The 20431-nt window shown below is 39.6% G+C and carries 18 protein-coding genes; all 18 read left to right on the top strand.

All coding sequences use genetic code 11. The features are described 5' to 3' along the window. Positions 1–864: 864 nt before the first annotated feature. The 18 genes from ndhC to spoIIID all read left to right on the top strand — a co-directional run bounded on the left by ndhC (position 865) and on the right by spoIIID (position 20348). Complete coding sequence (gene ndhC, locus J2S74_RS22735) at positions 865–1236, top strand: NADH-quinone oxidoreductase subunit A (RefSeq protein ID WP_307330553.1); 372 nt, start codon at positions 865–867, stop codon at positions 1234–1236. Then, positions 1227–1754 carry a NuoB/complex I 20 kDa subunit family protein gene (locus J2S74_RS22740; RefSeq protein ID WP_307330554.1) on the top strand — a complete coding sequence of 176 codons (528 nt, stop codon included), beginning with the start codon at positions 1227–1229 and terminating at the stop codon, positions 1752–1754. The genes ndhC and J2S74_RS22740 overlap by 10 nt, the downstream gene beginning before the upstream one ends. Next, positions 1751–2374 carry an NADH-quinone oxidoreductase subunit C gene (locus J2S74_RS22745; protein WP_307330556.1) on the top strand — a complete coding sequence of 208 codons (624 nt, stop codon included), beginning with the start codon at positions 1751–1753 and terminating at the stop codon, positions 2372–2374. Before J2S74_RS22740 ends, J2S74_RS22745 begins: the two co-directional genes overlap by 4 nt. 14 nt (positions 2375–2388) lie before the next feature. Beyond that, the gene (locus tag J2S74_RS22750) at positions 2389–3498 is read left to right on the top strand and encodes an NADH-quinone oxidoreductase subunit D (protein WP_307330558.1); all 1110 of its coding nucleotides are present in this window, start codon (positions 2389–2391) and stop codon (positions 3496–3498) included. Then, complete coding sequence (gene nuoH, locus J2S74_RS22755) at positions 3498–4460, top strand: NADH-quinone oxidoreductase subunit NuoH (RefSeq protein ID WP_307330559.1); 963 nt, start codon at positions 3498–3500, stop codon at positions 4458–4460. The genes J2S74_RS22750 and nuoH overlap by 1 nt, the downstream gene beginning before the upstream one ends. Before the next feature lies 1 nt (position 4461). Further along, the gene (locus J2S74_RS22760) at positions 4462–4917 is read left to right on the top strand and encodes a NuoI/complex I 23 kDa subunit family protein (protein WP_307330560.1); all 456 of its coding nucleotides are present in this window, start codon (positions 4462–4464) and stop codon (positions 4915–4917) included. Continuing rightward, the gene (locus tag J2S74_RS22765) at positions 4914–5411 is read left to right on the top strand and encodes an NADH-quinone oxidoreductase subunit J family protein (protein ID WP_307330561.1); all 498 of its coding nucleotides are present in this window, start codon (positions 4914–4916) and stop codon (positions 5409–5411) included. The genes J2S74_RS22760 and J2S74_RS22765 overlap by 4 nt, the downstream gene beginning before the upstream one ends. Continuing rightward, positions 5412–5720, top strand: a complete 309-nt coding sequence (gene nuoK, locus J2S74_RS22770; RefSeq protein ID WP_307330562.1) for an NADH-quinone oxidoreductase subunit NuoK — start codon at positions 5412–5414, stop codon at positions 5718–5720. It begins immediately after the preceding gene. A 192-nt stretch (positions 5721–5912) separates the two neighbouring features. Then, positions 5913–7787, top strand: coding sequence for an NADH-quinone oxidoreductase subunit L (gene nuoL, locus J2S74_RS22775; RefSeq protein ID WP_307330563.1), 1875 nt, complete (start codon positions 5913–5915; stop codon positions 7785–7787). Continuing rightward, positions 7784–9310, top strand: a complete 1527-nt coding sequence (locus J2S74_RS22780) for a complex I subunit 4 family protein (protein ID WP_307330564.1) — start codon at positions 7784–7786, stop codon at positions 9308–9310. The genes nuoL and J2S74_RS22780 overlap by 4 nt, the downstream gene beginning before the upstream one ends. Before the next feature lie 5 nt (positions 9311–9315). Then, complete coding sequence (locus J2S74_RS22785; RefSeq protein ID WP_307330570.1) at positions 9316–10776, top strand: NADH-quinone oxidoreductase subunit N; 1461 nt, start codon at positions 9316–9318, stop codon at positions 10774–10776. Between the two features lie 773 nt (positions 10777–11549). Beyond that, positions 11550–11783: a DUF1146 family protein gene (locus J2S74_RS22790; protein WP_307330572.1), complete on the top strand. Its 234-nt coding sequence runs from the start codon at positions 11550–11552 to the stop codon at positions 11781–11783. A gap of 350 nt (positions 11784–12133) precedes the next feature. Further along, the gene (locus J2S74_RS22795) at positions 12134–12913 is read left to right on the top strand and encodes a YwmB family TATA-box binding protein (protein WP_307330581.1); all 780 of its coding nucleotides are present in this window, start codon (positions 12134–12136) and stop codon (positions 12911–12913) included. Between the two features lie 32 nt (positions 12914–12945). Continuing rightward, positions 12946–14271, top strand: coding sequence for a UDP-N-acetylglucosamine 1-carboxyvinyltransferase (murA, locus tag J2S74_RS22800; RefSeq protein WP_307330584.1), 1326 nt, complete (start codon positions 12946–12948; stop codon positions 14269–14271). Between the two features lie 789 nt (positions 14272–15060). Continuing rightward, positions 15061–16107, top strand: a complete 1047-nt coding sequence (gene spoIID, locus J2S74_RS22805; RefSeq protein WP_307330587.1) for a stage II sporulation protein D — start codon at positions 15061–15063, stop codon at positions 16105–16107. A 481-nt stretch (positions 16108–16588) separates the two neighbouring features. Then, the gene (locus J2S74_RS22810; RefSeq protein WP_307330590.1) at positions 16589–18133 is read left to right on the top strand and encodes a glycine betaine uptake BCCT transporter; all 1545 of its coding nucleotides are present in this window, start codon (positions 16589–16591) and stop codon (positions 18131–18133) included. Between the two features lie 479 nt (positions 18134–18612). Then, positions 18613–19386: a stage II sporulation protein SpoIIQ gene (spoIIQ, locus tag J2S74_RS22815; RefSeq protein WP_307330593.1), complete on the top strand. Its 774-nt coding sequence runs from the start codon at positions 18613–18615 to the stop codon at positions 19384–19386. A gap of 677 nt (positions 19387–20063) precedes the next feature. Continuing rightward, positions 20064–20348 carry a sporulation transcriptional regulator SpoIIID gene (gene spoIIID, locus J2S74_RS22820; RefSeq protein WP_307330596.1) on the top strand — a complete coding sequence of 95 codons (285 nt, stop codon included), beginning with the start codon at positions 20064–20066 and terminating at the stop codon, positions 20346–20348. Positions 20349–20431 lie beyond the last annotated feature (83 nt).

The following is a 20431-nucleotide window of genomic DNA, read 5'->3' on the forward strand; positions in this document are numbered from 1 at the left end:
TGTGTTGTTTTATTTAAAAAAACACTCTGGGGCTGCGAAGGAGGGCTAGAATTGAAAAAATGGCCTCTTACTAGTTTTATTAAATTATTGAGTTGTTGATAAATCTAAAAACTTTAGGTTTTTATGGTAGTAGTTCTTTGACTTTTTACGGTAGCTTTAACTAGCTCCCCAAGTGCTGAAAGCCCCAGATAGCAGGAATTTAGCCAAATGAATTTCTAGAATGATATCACAATCAATTATCCTGCTATAAATTGATAGGAGGTAGGCCTCAAAGATCGGATTTATCTTTACTGTTCCAGCTTTATTATTTCATTTACTACAAAAAAATAATTTGTTAAACAAAAACACTAGATTGTTGATTTTTCGCCATATTTATTACACTTAATTGTTTAGAAAGTATAATAACTTAAACTGTACTAATGAAACTAATACAGCTGTTATAATCAAATTTTGTAGAAAAAAGATTGTTAAATGGCGCACAAAATCATTAAAAAACCGTCCAATGTAAAAGTGTAGCTATATATTTTTCAAAAAAAGAAAAACAGATATTTTTCCATATATAACCATCAACAATAAACAGAACCGAAATTTAACCATAACACCTTTGCTGACCAAAAAAATTTAATTTTTATTAAATAATAATAATTATAATTAAATAACCACCAATTGCAACACTCAAAACCCTTTTAAATCAACGTTTGGACCAAAATTAACAATCAGTAAAATAAGGAAAACAATATTAATATGGTATCAATAGTAATTACCTGAGAATTTCGAATAATATAGACATTAATTTCTCCACTTTGTTATAATTTGAGTGGGAGTTGGATTAAAACAGAATATTACATGGAGGGGAGTGAATATATGGGACTGGGAGTATATTTTGATAATTATATCTATGTGTTATTATTCATGACTTTAGGTGTTGCACTTCCAGTAGCAGCGCTAACATTTGGTAGACTTGTTCGACCAAATAACCCATACGCAGAGAAGTTGACTACGTATGAAAGTGGTATAGCTCCAACGGGTGATGCGCAGGTTCGGTATCATGTAGCCTATTATATCGTAGCGCTCGAGTTCGTCATTTTTGACGTTGAAACCGTTTTCTTATACCCTTGGGCCGTAGCGCTAGGACAGCTCGGTTGGGTAGGTCTTAACATTGGCTTAATCTTTATAGCCATCTTAGGGTTAGGACTTGCATATTCTTTCAAAAAGAAGGTGCTAGAATGGAACTAAAAGGTTTTCGCGAAACAGAACAATATGACCCTCGTATCCTCGAGGATATACAGAAAAGTGTGTTTTTCACCAAGCTTGAGCAATTGAAAGCATGGTCACGTACAAGATCTTTATGGCCTCTTACGTTTGGTCTTGCCTGTTGTGCAATTGAAATGATGAGCACTGGTGCAGCGAGATATGACTTTGACCGTTTTGGGGTTATTTTTCGTGCATCACCAAGGCATGCGGATGTCATGATTGTGGCTGGTACGGTAACAGCGAAAATGGCACCGGTACTAAGAACTCTATATGATCAAATGCCTGAGCCGAAATACGTTATATCCATGGGTTCCTGTGCTACTTGCGGTGGACCGTACAAAGAGTCCTACAGTGTATTAAACGGGGTAGACCGTATTGTACCAGTTGACGTATATGTACCGGGTTGTCCTCCAACTCCTCCTGCATTAATTGATGGTGTAGATTTGCTTCGTGAAAAGATTCGTAGAGAAGCAAAAGGAGAGAAGGTGACACAAGGATGAGTCAAGAAGTGTTGGACCTTATTGTGAAAAAAGTCGATGGATTCCTTGGAGAAGAGGTTGTAGGTAAAAAACCTGAACCTCCGCCAGAGCCGGAACCAGAAGAGGAACCAAAGGCAGAAGAGGCTGAAGCCGATGACCCAAAGGCAAAAGCTAGAGCTGCAAGGGCAAAAAAGGCTGCAGCTGCAAAAAAGGCGGAGGAACCGAAACCGCCTGCACGACTAAACTTCGGAAAGCCCTTAATAGAATTGCCAAGTGAAAAATGGTCCGTTGAACTTGCGGAGCTGCTTCGTGATGATCCGGAACTTCAATTTGATTTCTTATCTTGTATTACAGGTGTGGATTACGAAGAACATATGGAAGTTGTTTATAACTTTTATTCAACTGTAAAAAAGCACTACCTCTATTTGAAAGTGATAACACCTCGTGAAAAGCCATCTGTTGTTTCTGTAGATTCTGTTTGGAAGGCAGCAGATTACATGGAACGAGAAATTTATGATTTGCTAGGTGTTGATTTCCCAGGCCATTGGAATTTAAAAAGAATTCTTCTTGATGACGGCTGGGAGGGTCATCCACTTAGAAAAGATTATATTACCGACAAAAAAGCTCTTGGATTGGATTAGGGGGTGCTGAACGGATGTCAATTAAAACGGAAACGATGACATTAAATATGGGTCCACAACACCCTAGTACACACGGCGTATTCCGATTGCTCGTTGAAGTAGACGGGGAAACGATTACGAAGGCCGAACCAATCATGGGTTATTTACATCGTGGATCTGAGAAACTAGCAGAAAACTTTATCTATACGCAATTTATCCCATACACGGATCGATTGGATTACATGAATGCCATGACAAATAATTACGTTTATTGTGCTGCTGTAGAGAAATTGCTAGATTGGGAGATTCCTGAGAGGGCAGAGTATTTACGGGTTATCACAATGGAGTTAAACAGGATAGCCAGTCATCTTGTTTGGTGGGGAACGTATTTGCTTGATATTGGTGCTCTAAGTCCATTCCTGTACGCATTCCGTGATCGCGACCATATTCTTGATTTGCTAAATGAAATCAGCGGTGCGCGAATGACCTTTAACTATCATAGAATTGGCGGAGTAAAATGGGATGCTCCGGAAGGATGGGTTGATAAAGTTAAAGAGAAAGTTAAGGTTTTACGTGAAAATATCAACGAATACGACACCCTTGTGACAGGGAATGAGATTTTCCAAGCCCGAACAATAGGGGTAGGGAAATTAACAAAAGAACAAATCTTAAACTGGGGGATTTCTGGACCATTAGCACGTGCATCTGGTCTAAAGATCGATATACGTAAGGAGGAGCCATATTCCATCTATGATCGATTTGATTTCGATATCCCGACACAAGAAGAAGGGGATGTATACGCCCGCTATAAAGTAAGAATTGCGGAAATGTACGAATCTCTTAAAATTATTGAGCAAGCATGCGAGCAAATTCCTGAAGGGGATATTATCCATAAAAAAGGTGCACGTATCATGATGATCAAGCCTCCGGCTGGAGAAGCTTACACTCGTGCGGAAGCATCAAAAGGAGAAATCGGGGTTTACGCCATTAGTAATGGTAAAAACAAGCCTTACCGTGTAAAGCTTCGTAGACCTTCCTTCGTTAATGTAGCTATTTTACAAGATATACTTATAGGCCAAAGCATTCAAGATCTCGTAGCCATTTTCGGTAGCTTAGATATCGTTCTTGGGGAGGTGGATGCGTAATGGATCTCCTGTACATGACGATTTATTCCGTCATAATTTTAAAGTTAATGTTAGCAGGTGTTACGTTTTCCATTCTTTTTGAGCGTAAAGTTATCGGGTACATGCAAATGCGTCCAGGGCCAAATAGACACGGTCCTTGGGGTATACTTCAAACGGTTGCTGACGTTATGAAGCTCCTCATGAAAGAGGATGTTATTCCACGTCAGGCTGATAGAGCGATATTTGTATTAGCTCCAGTTATCGCTTTTGCTCCAGCATTTACGGTATATGCCGTTATCTCATGGAGTGACACAATTTACGCAGCGGATTTAAATATTGGTGTGCTTTATTTTCTAGGGGTATCCTCCATGACAATGTTAGGGGTATTAATGGGCGGATGGAGCTCAAATAACAAATACTCCTTACTAGGTGCTATTCGTGGGGTTGCTCAAATGATCAGCTATGAGCTCCCGTTAGTCCTTTCCATCTTAGGTATCGTAATTTTAGTAGGTTCATTAAATCTTAGAGATATCGTTTACTTTCAGCAAGATATAGGAATGTGGTTTATCATTCCTCAATTCTTAGCCTTTGTTATTTACATGATTTCAGCAATTGCTGAGTTGAACCGCTCTCCATTTGATTTACCTGAAGCAGAGTCAGAGCTTGTATCAGGTTACCATACGGAATATTCAGGGTTTAGATATGCGTTCTTTATGTTAGCAGAGTACACTTATGCGATTGCTATTGCAGCTTTTGCCACAACGCTATTTTTGGGCGGTTGGTTAGGTCCAGCCTTCTTACCAGGAGTTGTTTGGTTCCTGTTAAAAATGTGTATCTTTATGTTCATTTGGTTCTGGTTACGTGCAACATTACCACGTGCCCGCGTAAGCCATTTGATGCAATTTAGTTGGAAGGTACTCATCCCGTTAGCGTTATTGAACATTGTAGTTACAGCGATTATAAAAGTGTGGATGGGGTGGTAAAATGTTTCGATTATTAAAAGGATTCGGTGTAACCTTTAATTATTTTAGGAAAAAAAATATCACCATCCAGTATCCTGATGAAAAAGTAGTTATGCCGGCGCGTTTCCGCGGAATCCATAGATTTTTTCCAGATAAATGTATCGTCTGTGACTTATGTGTCAAGGTTTGCCCTACAGATGTTATTACACTAACTGGAAAAAAATCAGAAGAGAATCCGAAGAAGAAAGTAATAGATACGTATAACATTGATTTCCAAGGCTGTATATTATGTGATTTTTGTACAGAGGTTTGTCCTACGGATGCGATCGTTATGACGGCAAGATATAACAATTTAAGCTCCTTCAATCGTGCGGAGCAGTTTAAAGATATCCATTGGTTATCCGATAACCACGTCTACGGTCATTATGAAGAATCGGACCCTGTACCGGAGATGGGAGAAAGAGGTGAGCGTAAGTGAGTACGCAGTTAATCTTCTTTCTTGTTCTAGCAATCATTGCTATCGCTGGTGCGGTCTTAGTTCTTAAACTAAATAAAATCTCTCATCGAATAGTGTCTATGTTCTTCACCTTCTTTGCAACAGCAGGTATTTACTTCCTTTTAGGTGCAGAGTTCATTGGGATTATCCAAATTATCGTTTATGCGGGTGCCGTAACGATACTCTTCGTCTTCGGTATGATGATGACGGAGCACCGTAACATAACCTTTGGATATCATCCTAGGAAAATCCATAGGGTCCTTAGTTTCATAGGAGTTGGAACGTTATTAGGATTAATGCTCTATGGCATCTCTACCCTGGACAATTTGCCGTTAAAAGAGCAATACGTAGGAACGGCAGAGGATATTGGTATTTCCCTTTATGGACACTACTTTATTGCTGTTATTGGAATGGGCTTTTTGCTTACAGCAGCTCTAATTGGAGCAATCGTTATTGCTCGGAAGGAGGCGAAGTAAATGGTCCACATTACATTCTTTTTAGCCCTTGCAGCAATTCTCTTTTGTATCGGATTGTACGGCGTGTTAACTAGAAGACATTTGGTTATCGTCCTAGTCTGTGTGGAGTTAATGCTTATGGCCGTAAGCATCAACTTAATAGCATTCTCTGCTATAGGACCATCCGCCGGTATCGAAGGTCAAGTGTTTACACTGTTCATCATTTCAGTCGCAGCAGCAGAGGTAGCTGTCGGTTTAGCAATATTAATTGCACTATATCGTAATAGAGAATCTATCGACGTAATAAAACATGACTTGTTGCGCTGGTAAAAAAGAAAAGCGGAAGCGTCTTGAACACGAGCGAAACACTGCTTGAATTTACTTCTTTGTAGTTTTGCGACGAGTTTACGAGGAGCAAGTAGACGCTGGAGCTAGACAGCTAAAGTTAAAAACAATATTTTAATCTAAAATAGATTGTGAACTTTTAATCTATCAACGATTAATAGAGGAAAAGGTGATGGTATGATACAAAATGCCTGGTTAATACCGGTCTTTCCGCTAATCGCCTTCATCATCCTGTTATTCTTTGGGAGATATCTTAAACAGAAATCTGCTTACGTTGGAATAACAGCTATGGCCCTGTCGTTCATACTAGCTGTACTTGTCTTGTTTGAACGAATTGGTGGAGATACCTATACAAATACGATTACATGGCTAACATTTGGAGATAGTACGATCAGCATGGGGTATGAAGTAACGGCATTGAACGCAATGATGCTCATTGTTGTAACCCTAGTAAGCTTAGTCGTACACATTTTCTCAAAAGAATACATGCATGAAGATGATAGAATAAATGTTTTCTACTCCTATCTAGGATTATTCTCCTTCTCCATGCTAGGTTTGGTGCTGGCACCAAACATTCTTCAACTCTTTATTTTCTGGGAGCTAGTGGGATTATGCTCGTACTTGCTTGTTGGATTCTGGTTCTTCAAGCCAGAAGCGGCAGCCGCTGCGAAAAAAGCCTTCTTAACAACTAGAATTGGGGATGTTGGTTTACTTATCGGTTTAGTCCTTCTATTCACTGCTACCGGCAGCTTCGAATACGGAGAAGTATTTGCAGCAATGGAAGCTGGACTATTAAACGGAACAATTAGTGAAGCACTAGTAACGGTAATTGCTATCTGTATCTTCCTTGGTGCTGTCGGTAAATCGGCACAGTTCCCGCTTCATGTCTGGTTACCTGACGCAATGGAAGGTCCAACGCCAGTTTCCGCTTTAATCCACGCAGCAACGATGGTTGCTGCAGGGGTATACTTAGTTGGTGTTATGTATCCTGTATTCCTTGCATCTAACACAGCTATGACAGTAGTAGCTTATACTGGTGCAATAACGGCAATTTTTGCCGCAACCATTGCATTAGTAAATACAGATATAAAACGGATTCTTGCCTACTCTACGGTCAGTCAGCTTGGTCTGATGATCCTAGCCTTAGGTACTGTAGGATATGTTGCAGGTCTATTCCACCTTATGACACACGCATTCTTTAAAGCCCTCCTCTTCTTAGGAGCAGGTAGTGTTATTTACGGACTTCACCACCGTCAAGATATACGAAAAATGGGTGGTCTATGGAGCCGCATGAAAGTTACATCCATTACCTTCTTAATAGGTGCATTAGCCATCGCTGGGGTACCACCATTAGCAGGGTTCTGGAGTAAGGAGCTTGTTTTAGCAGCTGTATGGTACGAAGGGGACATCTTCCTTTTCATACTAGCAGTTCTAACATCTCTATTAACGGCATTTTATATGTTCCGTCTGTTCTTTAAAGCCTTCACTGGAGAGTTTAGAGGGGATCATGAGCCACACGGGGAGAACTCTAAACTAATGACTATGCCATTAGTAGTGTTAGCAACTTTAGCTGTTGTTGCAGGATTTGTGAATACACCATTTGGTTTCTGGTTAGAAGGATTTTTAACAGAAGGATTAAATGTAGGCTACTCCGCACATGGGGATGCTTGGTTAATCTTCTTATCTATTGGTATCGCAGTCGCAGGTATTGCTCTTGCGTGGGCAATGTACTATAAAAAATCAATTCCAGAGGACTTCTTGTCTAGTAAATTCCCTGGAGCCCATAAAGTTCTTTTGAACAAGTATTATATGGATGAATTCTATCAAAAAGCGTTCGTACTACCTACCGTTACCATCGGGAAATTCTTCTGGGAAGTGGACAGAAGTATCATCGACGGTATCGTGAACTTTGTTGGTCGTTCGACACGCAATTCTGGACGTACTTTTGCTAAACGCCATGATGGACAATTGCAAACTTACGGTCTTGTTACCATCATCGGAGGTCTCGCAGTCATCGCAGTTGCCTTCGTGTTAGGGGGGTATTTCGGATGATTGACACTATACTTTCATGGTTGGTCTTCTTACCATTAGCCGGAGCACTCTTAATCCTGACGATTCCGAAAGAAAACAAAAACGTGATAAGGTCCATTGCAATTGGGACATCGATCCTTGCGTTTTTCGTATCCGTCGTTTTATGGGCAGCCTTCGATAGGGGACATTCTGGGATGCAATTTTACCAAGTTGTTCCTTGGTTAAACCTTGACTTCCTGCAAATAAATTATGAAGTTGGTGTCGACGGATTGTCAGTACCACTTGTGGTGTTAACAACAATCGTAACGACCTTAGCATTATTTGCATCCTTGTCGATTCAACATCGAGTAAAAGAGTTTTATGTTTGGACCTTGGTATTACTTACGGGGATGCTAGGTGTATTTGTAGCTTTAGATATGTTCCTATTCTTCTTATTCTTTGAGCTAACCCTCATTCCAATGTTCTTCATTATCGGAATATGGGGTGGAAAGGAACGAGAATACGCATCATTCAAGTTCCTTGTATACACCGGATTAGGTAGTGCCATCATGTTCATTACTTTCATTGCTATGTTTGTTTATGGTGGAACAGCTATGGGAGGACTTCAGAACTCATCCTTTAGTATTCCACAATTAGCGGAAATTTATGCCAACACTGATGCAATTTCTGCAGGTGTTAGGGGAGCATTGTTCTTAGCTCTATTTATTGCCTTTGCAGTAAAGCTTCCAATCTTCCCGTTCCATACTTGGTTGCCAAATGCCCACGTTGAAGCACCAACAGCAGCGTCTATGATTTTAGCTGGTGTGTTGTTGAAAATGGGGGGATACGGTTTAATTCGTGTCGGAATTGGGATTTTACCAGACCAAGCAGCCCGCTTTGCAACATTAATTGCTATTCTCGGTGTTGTAAATATCATTTACGGTGCACTATTAGCCCTAGTACAAACGGATTTGAAGCGTCTTGTTGCCTTCTCGAGTATTAGTCATATGGGGATCGTTCTTTTAGGAATTGCATCCTTCACGGCATCAGGGATACAGGGGGCAATCTTTCAGCTTGTCTCTCACGGATTTATTTCTGCACTCCTGTTCTTTATGGTAGGTGCCCTTTATGAACGAACGAAGACAAGAACGATTTCTGAACTGGGAGGTCTATCTAAATCCGTACCGATTCTTGCAGGTTTCACCCTTGCAGCGGCGATGGCTTCTGTAGGTTTACCTGGATTATCTGGGTTCGTAAGTGAGCTTTTAGCTTTTATTGGTGTATTTGGAGCAGATGCATCCATTTTACCAGCTGCAAAGCTATGGGGTGTTATCGCTGGAATAGGTATTATCTTAACAGCGGCATACCTTCTATGGGCTGTACAACGTACAACATTCGGACAACTGAACGACAAATATAAAGAATTACAAGATGCACGTCCATTGGAATATATCCCTATGATCGGTTTACTTGGGTTCAGTATTCTCATCGGAGTATATCCATATATCTTAAGTGACGTGATTAACATTACAGTTCTAGACATCTTGTCAAAGATAGGGGGTTAAAGACAATGTTGTTAGCTAATGATGCAAACTGGTCTTTAATGACTCCGGAAATCGTTTTAGCAGCTCTTGCGTTAATCATCTTTACGATCGACTTTATGACCGATATTAAAGGGAAGAAACCTTTCCTTGGACGTTTGAGTATCATTTCTTTGCTTATTACAGCTGTACTCGTACTGTTTACAAACAATGATGGAGGTACGATTGGGCACGTTTTCGTTGTAGACTCCTTCTCCATGGTCTTTAAGTTGATCATTCTTGTAGGTGTAGCGCTAGTCATTGGGATCAGTATGTACTACCTAGATAAACATGAAGACATCTATCAAGGGGAGTATTATTCCTTAATGCTCTTTGCTACCCTAGGTGCAATGCTGATGGTTTCCTCAGCAGATTTGATTGTTTTATTTGTAGGGTTAGAGATCCTTAGTATCTCGTCTTACTGTTTAGCCGCCTTCAAAAAATATAATCGAAAGTCCACAGAGGCAGGTATCAAATACGTTGTCCTTGGTGGAACAGCATCAGCGTTTATCCTTTATGGGATGTCGTTCCTATATGGTCTAACGGGAACAACTAGTATTGTGGAAATCCGTGAAGCAATACCAACATTATGGGTTGATTATACATGGGTTATTGCCATGAGCTTTTTATTCATGCTGGCAGGTTTTGGTTTCAAAATTTCCGCAGTTCCATTCCATATGTGGGCACCAGATGTATATGAAGGATCACCAACACCGGTTACAGCATTCTTATCCGTTGTCTCAAAGCTTGCGGGCTTTGCCATCGTGTTGCGTTTGTTCTTCGTAACATTCGAAAATATTTACGTAGAATGGGCATTTACCTTTGCTGTCATAGCAGCATTAACCATGGTTATTGGTAACTTTATTGCCCTTACTCAGAAAAATGTGAAGCGTTTAATGGCGTATTCAGGTATTGCTCAAGCTGGTTACTTACTCGTACCGATAGCGGCAGTGGTAACAGAAGCAGATACCTTTACTATGATTGCTTTCTATGGAATGGCCTATGTATTAATGACACTAGGAGCTTTCGCGATCATTATTTTGGTTACGGAGGATTCAGGAAAGGAAGATATGTCCAGCTTTAAAGGGCTGTGGGAGCGCTCCCCATACATGGCAGTAGCAATGTCTGTATTTCTTATTTCATTGGCAGGTCTTCCACTTACACTAGGTTTCTGGGGTAAAGCTTACATCTTCTTCGGTGCTGTTGCAGCAGGCATGACATGGTTAGCAGTAGTGATGATCGTCACAAGCGTAGTTTCCTTTTTCTACTACTTTGGCATCATCAGGCAAATGTTCATGCGCGAACCAGAACCAACGGACCAAGAAATCAAAGTGCCTGTATACCTTTCCGTAGTGGTTACAATTTGCTTAGCAGTAACTGTAGCCCTAGCGTTCATTCCAAGCATCGTAATGGATTGGCTGCAAGGCCTAACCTGGATGGGGATGTTCTAATTAATACTTTGTGAAAAAATGTCCTGTTTACGGACATAATCAGCCTCTCTCACCGAATTTACTATTACAAGTAAGTTCAATGGTGAGAGAGGTTTTTGTTTTTAAAAGGCTATATTTTAAAGTTGTCTTTATAGAAAAATATTAGTTGGCTTGGATACGCTACAGCCTCCTACACTCCTCCAAGCTTCTCAAAAAAACAAAGGTACCAAAACAGCCTTTAAAAAGCAGGTTTAGGACAAATTAGCTTTGGTGAATTATTTAAGTATATTTCTATTTATATAAGAAATAATCCACTATGTTTACTTCTTCTCTAATTCGACTTTTTGTACCAAAAACTTACAATTGTCACGATGTTTTGGAAGAATTTCACTAATTTATACTTGGTAATTCATGTAATTATCCTAACAATTTAAACCAAAAATTATCCAATATTAGGAAATTACGAACTTGTAACTAAAGTACTATTTGTAACATGTCTGTAATATTTATCGCATGAAGTGGGGGTTTAGCACGTAAATATAGTAATAAGTTTATTATTATCTACAAAAATCCAAAAAGTATTCTTTTATAATTAAAAGAGCACCCATTTATTTCGGTACCCAAAGTATGAAAATAAAAGAGTTTTCACAAAAAAAGGAATAGCAATTTGTAAGGAAATTCGATATTATTATCATTGTGACCTTGTATCGTCTATTAAGGAGAATGGTGGATACTGGGACAAGTTAAAGACCGCAAGAACTATGCTTAAGTAGATGTGTTTGGAGGTAATAATCATGTTCCAGTCTTTGGGGCAGCAAGCTTTACTAAGTATCTTCGTAAACCTAATGGTTTTAACAATCGTTTGGTGGTCTATACAAACCTTTAAAATGGAGTTGTTTGTAAAAGATCCAGACGATCCAAAGGCAAAGGTACTGGTTATCATCATAGCAGTTGCATTGACACATTTAGTGAGCAGCTTTTTGTTAAATTATTTAAACTGGTCCATGATGTTAAGGCATTTATTTTAATAATTGTTGAGACATTTCCAGTAAATGAACGTCTAACTTAAAGAGTAGAAAAAATTGAAAGTAATGCATAAAAGTAACAGTTGATAGGTGTAGACTGTTTAGATCTAGCGCCTCCATGTTTTTTCAAGGTGCTGATGGTATTACTTACATAGGATTGGTATGTAATTAGTATTAAATAAATCGCATTTTTTCAATACCGTGTCCTATTGTGAAAAAAGTGAAGCACATGCAGAAAATGGCGTGTAATGTCGTGTTTTAGTGGATACTTCCATGTATGTCTTTCTCTTATAAGGCAACAATGCTAATAAGAGATCTCGTTCAAAAGAACGGTTTATCAGGAGAGGATATACATGGGGAAAAAGTGGCAATTAATCACCGTTACATTAGCACTGTTATTAAGCTTCACACTTCTATTTGAAGAGAGTAAAACTCGTTCAGAAAACAATGACACTCAATTACCGAAAGAAACCTTACAAATTATTGAAGAGGAATTGACTGGGCTGGATATTCGTTTGAATAACTACCATATTTACGGTCGTAATCACCAAGATGGAATTCCCTCATACGATAAAGTAATGGATTATCTAAACTATTGGAAGCAGACGAATGATCGAGTTGAATGGACGTTTCAAGAAACAAAAGGAAGAGAAAAATGGATAGGAACTTATAATGATCCCACATCGTCTTATACAGAGAAAATGACGGTATTTATTACACCATCAAATAATGGGAAGCAATACAGTGCCTACACCATTTATGAAGTTTCGTTTTTACCGATTGAAAAATGGCATGATTCGTTTTCTGAACTGTTTGATTCCACATCAACGTTGGCACATTTGAACAGCGATGACGTATTTTTGCGAGTGGAAGGATCAGTAAAGGGTAACGACGCAGCAAATGTGGATCAATGGGGCAATATGATTATGGACGTATTTTCTGCAGATATAGTTGAAGGCATAACTGAAGAAACGTTCGTCTCCTTATCAGCCCATACAGACTTGTGGGGACAGGAGATTGACTCGAACGGGCAAAAAATGAATCTACAAGTGGCATTACGAGCAATCCAAGACGGATTGGGCGAAGAAACAACCGTAACAATTGGAACACCACTAATAACTACTGAATATTAATAATATAGAATCTGGACGCGGAGGGGAATACTTTGGAAAAAATCATCGTCCGCGGTGGCAGGCGCTTGAACGGCACTGTCCGAGTCGAAGGAGCAAAAAACGCCGTTTTGCCGGTCATCGCTGCATCCATTTTGGCCAGCAAAGGCACGAGTAACATTTATGATGTACCAGCACTTGCTGATGTATACACAATAAATGAAGTATTACGCAATTTAAATGCAGATGTATCATATGAGGATGGACACATCTCAGTAAATGCTGAAGGAATGTTAAATACAGAAGCACCTTTTGAGTATGTTCGTAAAATGCGAGCGTCGTTCCTTGTGATGGGACCATTATTGGCCCGTGTGGGACACGCAAGGATTGCTTTACCTGGTGGATGCGCCATTGGCTCACGTCCGATAGATCAGCATCTTAAAGGTTTTGAAGCCATGGGTGCTGAAGTTGAAATCGGAAATGGTTTCATTGAAGCAAAAGTCGATGGTCAGCTAGTTGGAACAAAAATCTATCTAGATTTCCCAAGTGTAGGCGCCACAGAAAACATTATGATGGCTGCGACTATGGCAAAGGGCTCTACAATTATCGAAAACGCTGCGGAAGAGCCTGAAATTGTATGTCTTGCAACGTACTTAAACTCCATGGGAGCAAAAGTGCGCGGGGCAGGAACAGGAACAATCAGAATCGAAGGTGTGGAAGAACTGCATGGTGCAGACCACACAATAATTCCAGACAGAATTGAAGCTGGCACATTTATGGTTGCCGCTGCTATTTCTGGCGGAAACGTTTTGGTGGAAAATGTACTGCCAGAGCATTTACGCCCACTTATTGCAAAAATGACAGAAATGGGTGTCATTATTATTGAGGAAAGTAACGGACTGCGTGTAATTGGCCCAGAAAAACTTAAATCTGTGGACATTAAAACAATGCCACACCCTGGTTTCCCTACAGATATGCAAGCGCAAATGATGTCATTGCTTCTTTGCTCTGAGGGAACTGGAGTCATTACAGAAACTGTATTTGAAAACCGATTTATGCATGTAGAAGAGTTCCGTCGTATGAACGGAAACATCAAAATTGAAGGCCGTTCTGCTATCGTTACAGGGCCAAGTGAACTGCAAGGCGCTGAAGTGGCAGCAACAGACTTACGTGCAGGAGCAGCACTTATTTTAGCGGGACTCGTAGCTGACGGCTACACCCGAGTTACTGAACTAAAACACATCGATCGCGGCTATGTAGATCTCGCAGGTAAATTAAAAAATCTAGGTGCCGAAATCGAACGTGTATATGAAGTAGACGAAGAGGAACTGGAAAACAAAGAAGCACCAGCTCCACTAAAAATGAATCCAAACTTTGCTTAAGGATGTCAGCTCCAATATTTGTTGGAGCTGCTTTATTTATGTACAAAGTTTTTTTTCCAATTTAAAAAGGTGTATTTGCTTGGCATACTAACTTAATTCCAATACTATGTTATATGTTATCCAAATATGAAATAAAAAAGCGTTGTATTGAAATTGTAACAAAGTCCATTCAGCTGTAATAATACAGTTCAATGGACTTTTTATTTCAGGGAAAAACACTATATTAAAGCCCGAAAGAGGAAAAAGGTAATAATGGTTTCCAAAAGCTTCAAAATGAATTATTAAATGAATAAATTAATGTGTTTATACAAACCCTTTAGATAAATAACTACAAAATTAATTACCATTGGATTGAAATGTATCCAACTTATGTATGGTAAAAAATTTAAAGCAGAGTTTCTAATGAATGCTCTATTATACTCATGGTTTTAACCCGGGTAAAATGAACCTGGTTCAGCTTACCGGGGATCAAATTACTCTTTTCAAAACACCTCACCCCCTAAAAACTACTTCCCTTAATTCATCGCTTTCCATCAAAGAGAAAACACCGGCATACAATTGCTAGACGGACTTAAGTAGTAGAGACACGACTCATTTTTTTTTTTCATAAAGGGGTTAATGATAACTAGGTTTCACCGGTTTTCTATTAAAACCTACTAGTGCTAGAAAAAAATCTAGTATATTCTCTGTTAAATTTGTTCTAACTAGTAATGAGGTTTCATAGATATGTGGTGTAGGCAGGAAAAGGAAAGAACCGGAGATGTTATCATTGGAGAGGTGAAAATAAAAATGAAGCAGATCACAGCCGTAATGTTCATATTCATAGCAGTAATTTTAGTTATCCCGTCCTTACTTGTTGTGGGATTTTCAAACGATGACCCTGTACCAGTAAATACATTTTCTTCAGAGGAAGATGTACCCGATTTAGTGGTAACAGATGGGGAGCCTATGGAGGAAAAAGTTATTTCTGTCTTCCGTACGGAATCGGAAACGATTGAAGAAGTTCCTTTAGAGGAATATATTGCTGGTGTGGTAGCAAGAGAAATGGATGCAGCTTATGAGATGGAAGCCCTTAAAGCCCAGGCTTTGACGGCTAGAACATACATTATAAATTTACTCTTAATGGATAGTAACCTTGATTTGCCAGATGGTGCTGATGTATTAGACACGGTGCAACATCAGGTTTACTCCAATGAAGAGGAAATGAGGGAACGTTGGGGAACGGATTTTGACTGGAAGATGGCAAGGATAAAACAGGCGGTTTATGAAACACAGGGTCAAATAATCACTTACAATGGGGAGCCTATTACAGCTTCGTTTTTCTCCACTAGTAATGGCTTCACGGAGAATTCAGAGGAATACTGGACAAGTGAAATCTCTTATTTAAGGAGTGTTGAAAGTCCTTGGGATAGAGAATCCCCTCGATACGAAGGAGAAGCGAGTTTCTCTGTGGAAAGGTTTGAGCATACATTAGGTGTATCTTTAGGTGATGGGTCCGTTGGAAATGTGTTAAGTAGAACAACTGGAGGTAGAGTAGCTAAAATAGAAATTGGAGGTCAGGAGTTCACGGGCCGTGAAATTCGCGAACTCTTGGAATTGGATTCCACAGACTTTACAATAGAGCGTGTAGGTGACGTCATTGAGGTTGAAACCCGTGGTTGGGGTCATGGTGTCGGTATGAGTCAGTTTGGTGCCCATGGAATGGCCCAGGAAGGCTTTACCTATGACCAAATTATTAAACATTACTACCAAGGGGTAGAAATTCAGCATGCAGATAGCTTTCTCGGCTCCTTAATGGCTGCAGAGCAGACGGAAGGGGAAGTGACCACTCCGTAAAAAAATGGAGTGATTGTCACCAATTAATATTAATTTAAACCAAGGCTGGAGGGGATGGAAATTAGGTATCCCTTTCAGTCTTTACTTCTTTAGAGTGAAAAATCAAGTATTCCCCCATTTCCACCCCACTTCGCGAAAAAGGACGAATTTTGACTTATTTGTTAGCAATTATAACGATGTTAAAGACCATTTCTCATTTCTAAATAATATAAGGGAAAACCCTGTAGAATCCCCGCAATGCCCTTTTTCCAATTCTTAAACGTTATGGTTTAATTAAAAAAGGTTAATTTTCGACTACATAAAAATAAAGGCTGTTTTAGCAAACTTTGTTGCTTTTAAAAAGCTTGGAGAAGCGGAAGGCGGCGACTCCAGTGTTGCCCGCGGAAAGCGTCCGACTGTTGTTGCATCCAAGCTAAAAAATATGCTTTCAAAACAACAATCTATGCGAAAAGAGCCAAATTAAAAGGAAGTGAATTTTGTTTTGGATAAAGGTGAGAATGGCTCGAGGGTTTTTAAAATATCTGTCGGAATTGCAGCGGTATTTGTCCTGATCGGTATACTCATGCCTAATAGATTAGGATGGGCGATGGAACAAGCACAAGGGTTTATATTGAATTCATTTGGATGGTTTTATCAACTGGTGGCAACGTTTTTCCTGTTTTTTGCCTTGTTTATGGTTTTTAGCAAATACGGAAAAATAAAATTAGGAAAAGCAGATTCAAAACCGGAATACAATCGACCAACATGGTTTGCCATGTTATTTTCCGCAGGTATGGGGATTGGTTTATTGTTTTATGGTGTTTCTGAACCTATCGCACATTTTTCTGCTCCTCCGCAAGGGGAAGGAAGCACAGAACAATCTGCAATAGCTGGACTGAGATATACTTGGCTTCACTGGGGGCTCCATGCTTGGGCAATCTATGCCATCGTAGCATTAGCACTCGCTTATCAAAAATTTAGAAAAGATGCACCAGGACTAATGAGTGCAACGCTCTATCCTGTACTTGGTGAAAAGGTGAAAGGTCCTATTGGTCAAACAGTGGACATCGTTGCAGTTTTCGCTACACTATTCGGTGTAACTGCTTCGCTGGGACTGGGAACACAGCAAATAAATGCTGGGCTAGAATACCTGATTGGTATTCCGAATAACTTCACGGTACAAATGATTATCATGGGAATTATTACCGTACTTTTCATCATCTCAGCAAATACAGGAATCTCAAAAGGTATTAAATACCTTAGTAATACAAATATGACCCTTGCGGCCATATTATTTATTACGATGTTAATTTTAGGACCAACGGTGTTTTTATTAAATACGTTTACGACCACATTGGGAAGCTACGTACAAAACCTAGTGACCATGGGTTTACGTTTGTCTCCGTTTGATGAGGCAGAAGCGGCTTGGACTCGAGGGTGGACCGTTTTCTATTGGGCGTGGTGGATTTCTTGGACGCCGTTTGTGGGAATGTTCATTGCAAGGGTTTCAAAGGGGCGTACCATCCGTGAGTTTACGGTAGCGGTTCTATTAGTTCCAACCCTTGTATGCGCACTCTGGTTCACCATTTTTGGAGGAACAGGGATTTATTTAGAATTAATCGGAGGCTTAAGTGTTTCCAGCCAAAGCCTAGAGACAGCATTGTTCTATGTTTTTCAACAGTTACCGTTCGGTGTCATCCTGTCCATTTTAACAGTGGCATTAATTACGACCTTCTTTGTTACTTCAGCGGACTCTGCAACCTTCGTTCTAGGAATGATGACAACAGGAGGAAAGCTCAACCCACCGAACCGAGTCAAAATCACTTGGGGAGTTATTTTAGTTGCTTGTACAGCAGTATTAATGGCTTCCGGTGGATTAAGCGCCCTGCAAACAGCCATAATTGTAAGTGCCTTACCATTAACCTTTATAGTTCTAGTCATGTGCTATGGCTTGGTAAAAGCATTAAATAAAGAGATAAAAGAATTTAGCGTAGAAAAAACAGATAAGGAAACAAAAGAAAAAACACGCAAAATAAAAGCAAGCTAAATTCTATCGAATTGATTTTTGTTAAGAGATAGTTCGAAGTAATGAAAGGCGGCGACTCTAGTGACGAGCATGGTATCTAGAATTTCCAGCAAGTTGTCTCGATGGATACGCTACAAAACGATGCCTGTAACGGAGTCGAGTGAAAAAAATACTAACATTCTAGTAAAAAGGATGACCTAAAGGACAATACTTTTAGGGGCATCCTTTTTGATTGGATAACCCTGTTTAACTTTGATGTTGATTTTTCCTTCAGGTAGAGAGTGCTCCTGCGCCACTTCGTTTGCTCGTCGCAGGTAGAGAGTGCTCCTGCGCCACTTCGTTTGCTCATTTAAGCAATGAACAACGCTTGATTTCATAAGGGGTAATAGGGCCTCTTACTAGGTTATTCATAGGAAAATTGATTTTAAAAAAAATAATTTTCTAAAAAATGTATAAAGTTTAATCAATTTGATCAAAATGGTTGCTGAGGTGGTGATCAAATGAGTAATCATGAGGAGAAACAAGAAACAATGCAGGCGAAATTGAAAGGTCTAATGAAAAAGCGTTGGGCTGTGCCTGCAATCTATCTAGCATTAGCAGCACTAGTTTTGACAACATTTATGTGGCTTTCAGGATCTGGAGAGGATCTTGCAGACCGAGACTCTGAGTTTGATATAGAGAACCCAGATGGTCTTGAAGAACCATTGGCAGGAGACGATGAAGAAGCAATTCCTGTAACAGCTACAAATGAAGTATTCCAATTGCCAGTGCTAGACGAAAATGAAGTTGCAGTTGTTGGTACTTTTTATGACTATGAATCTTCTGCGGAAGAAAGACAAAACTCTTTAGTCCAATACAACAACTACTTCTATCAAAACAGAGGTATTGACCTTTCTTCTGAAGAAGGTGAAAGCTTTGACGTTACGGCTGCTATGAGTGGTACCGTAGTAAGAGCGGAAGAAGATGCCCTCTTTGGACAAGTGGTTCACATTGAACACGACGAAGATATTGTGACAATCTACCAAAGTCTTGAAGGAGTATTAGTAGAAGTTGGACAAACCGTGAAACAAGGTGACGTCATTGGTAGAGCTGGAAGAAATCTTTATAACAGCAATGCCGGTGTACACGTACACTTTGAAATTCGTAAGCAAGGTGTTCCTGTAAATCCAATGGATTTCATGGATCAACCAATGTCAGCTTTACCTCAATTCTCTGAGGATGACATCGCTGAAGAACAAGCACGAGAAGATGTTTTACCTTCCGAACACGAATAATAGACCCGAATAAAAAGGGCTATCTATCATTCAAGTTTGGAACGCTAAAGAACTGAGTCAGTAAAGGAAAACAATGTTTCCTACTTAACTAGGAAACATTGTATCCTATTGATCTTCTAAGTTTAGAATTAACAAATTTAAGCAGTAAAATGAAACTCAACGACTGAGAGATTTGTAGATGTAAACGAAAAAAATCAATTCGTTTTAGCTAGCACACCCGCCAAAGGAAAACAAAGCACTCAAGTCAATTTAAAAAGCAAAATCGCCTTGCACACAAACAAGCAGACGATTCAGCAATAAAAAGTTCACAAAATTTTCAGGGACCGGGTCCTTGAAATGAGGTTGTTACCAAAAATTTAATTGGTGGCAACCTTTTTTTGTTCCCTTATAAATCTTTGCTTTTTTGTGTTGTGTAAGGGTTTTAGCACTTCATTTATCATAAATATTATATTTGATTTACACTGTTCCTTGATTTTATGCATATCTCCCCGGGTTGGCTAATAAAATTTAACAAACCTTACCACAATGATAGGTCGTTCAAGAAGTATGAAGAGCGTGACAGGCAACCTGCATGCAACGGTGAACGCAGTAATTACATCTAAGAGAACGTCACGCTAGGGGTGCTGTCTTTTCTTCGTCTTTTTGAACTCCAGAAACACTCTAGGGAGGCGAGAGGTGTGCACGATTACATCAAAGAGAGAACAATCAAGATTGGAAGGTACATCGTAGAGACGAGGAAAACAGTAAGAACCATTGCTAAGGAATTTGGTGTATCCAAAAGTACCGTTCATAAGGACTTGACTGAAAGGCTTCCAGAAATTAACGCAGAGCTGGCAAATGAAGTAAAGGAGATCCTCGATTATCACAAGTCTATTCGACATTTGCGTGGCGGCGAAGCTACAAAGGTCAAATACCGAAAATCCGATGCGAAGAAAGAACCAGTTGCAGAAACAAAAGTATGATCATTCTAAATTCCTCCCACTATTTACCGTCAAAATATGATAAAATAATACAATAGTATAAAACTATTGTAGAATCGGTAAAT

It is taken from the genome of Evansella vedderi (assembly GCF_030813435.1).
Taxonomy (GTDB): Bacteria; Bacillota; Bacilli; order Bacillales; family Salisediminibacteriaceae; genus Evansella; species Evansella vedderi.

Coding starts and splice junctions, on each gene's coding strand:
- ndhC (WP_307330553.1), top strand. CDS start 865: ATGGGACTGGGAGTATATTTTGATAATTATATCTATGTGTTATTATTC.
- J2S74_RS22740 (WP_307330554.1), top strand. CDS start 1,227: ATGGAACTAAAAGGTTTTCGCGAAACAGAACAATATGACCCTCGTATC.
- J2S74_RS22745 (WP_307330556.1), top strand. CDS start 1,751: ATGAGTCAAGAAGTGTTGGACCTTATTGTGAAAAAAGTCGATGGATTC.
- J2S74_RS22750 (WP_307330558.1), top strand. CDS start 2,389: ATGTCAATTAAAACGGAAACGATGACATTAAATATGGGTCCACAACAC.
- nuoH (WP_307330559.1), top strand. CDS start 3,498: ATGGATCTCCTGTACATGACGATTTATTCCGTCATAATTTTAAAGTTA.
- J2S74_RS22760 (WP_307330560.1), top strand. CDS start 4,462: ATGTTTCGATTATTAAAAGGATTCGGTGTAACCTTTAATTATTTTAGG.
- nuoK (WP_307330562.1), top strand. CDS start 5,412: ATGGTCCACATTACATTCTTTTTAGCCCTTGCAGCAATTCTCTTTTGT.
- nuoL (WP_307330563.1), top strand. CDS start 5,913: ATGATACAAAATGCCTGGTTAATACCGGTCTTTCCGCTAATCGCCTTC.
- J2S74_RS22780 (WP_307330564.1), top strand. CDS start 7,784: ATGATTGACACTATACTTTCATGGTTGGTCTTCTTACCATTAGCCGGA.
- J2S74_RS22785 (WP_307330570.1), top strand. CDS start 9,316: ATGTTGTTAGCTAATGATGCAAACTGGTCTTTAATGACTCCGGAAATC.
- J2S74_RS22790 (WP_307330572.1), top strand. CDS start 11,550: ATGTTCCAGTCTTTGGGGCAGCAAGCTTTACTAAGTATCTTCGTAAAC.
- J2S74_RS22795 (WP_307330581.1), top strand. CDS start 12,134: ATGGGGAAAAAGTGGCAATTAATCACCGTTACATTAGCACTGTTATTA.
- spoIID (WP_307330587.1), top strand. CDS start 15,061: ATGAAGCAGATCACAGCCGTAATGTTCATATTCATAGCAGTAATTTTA.
- spoIIQ (WP_307330593.1), top strand. CDS start 18,613: ATGAGTAATCATGAGGAGAAACAAGAAACAATGCAGGCGAAATTGAAA.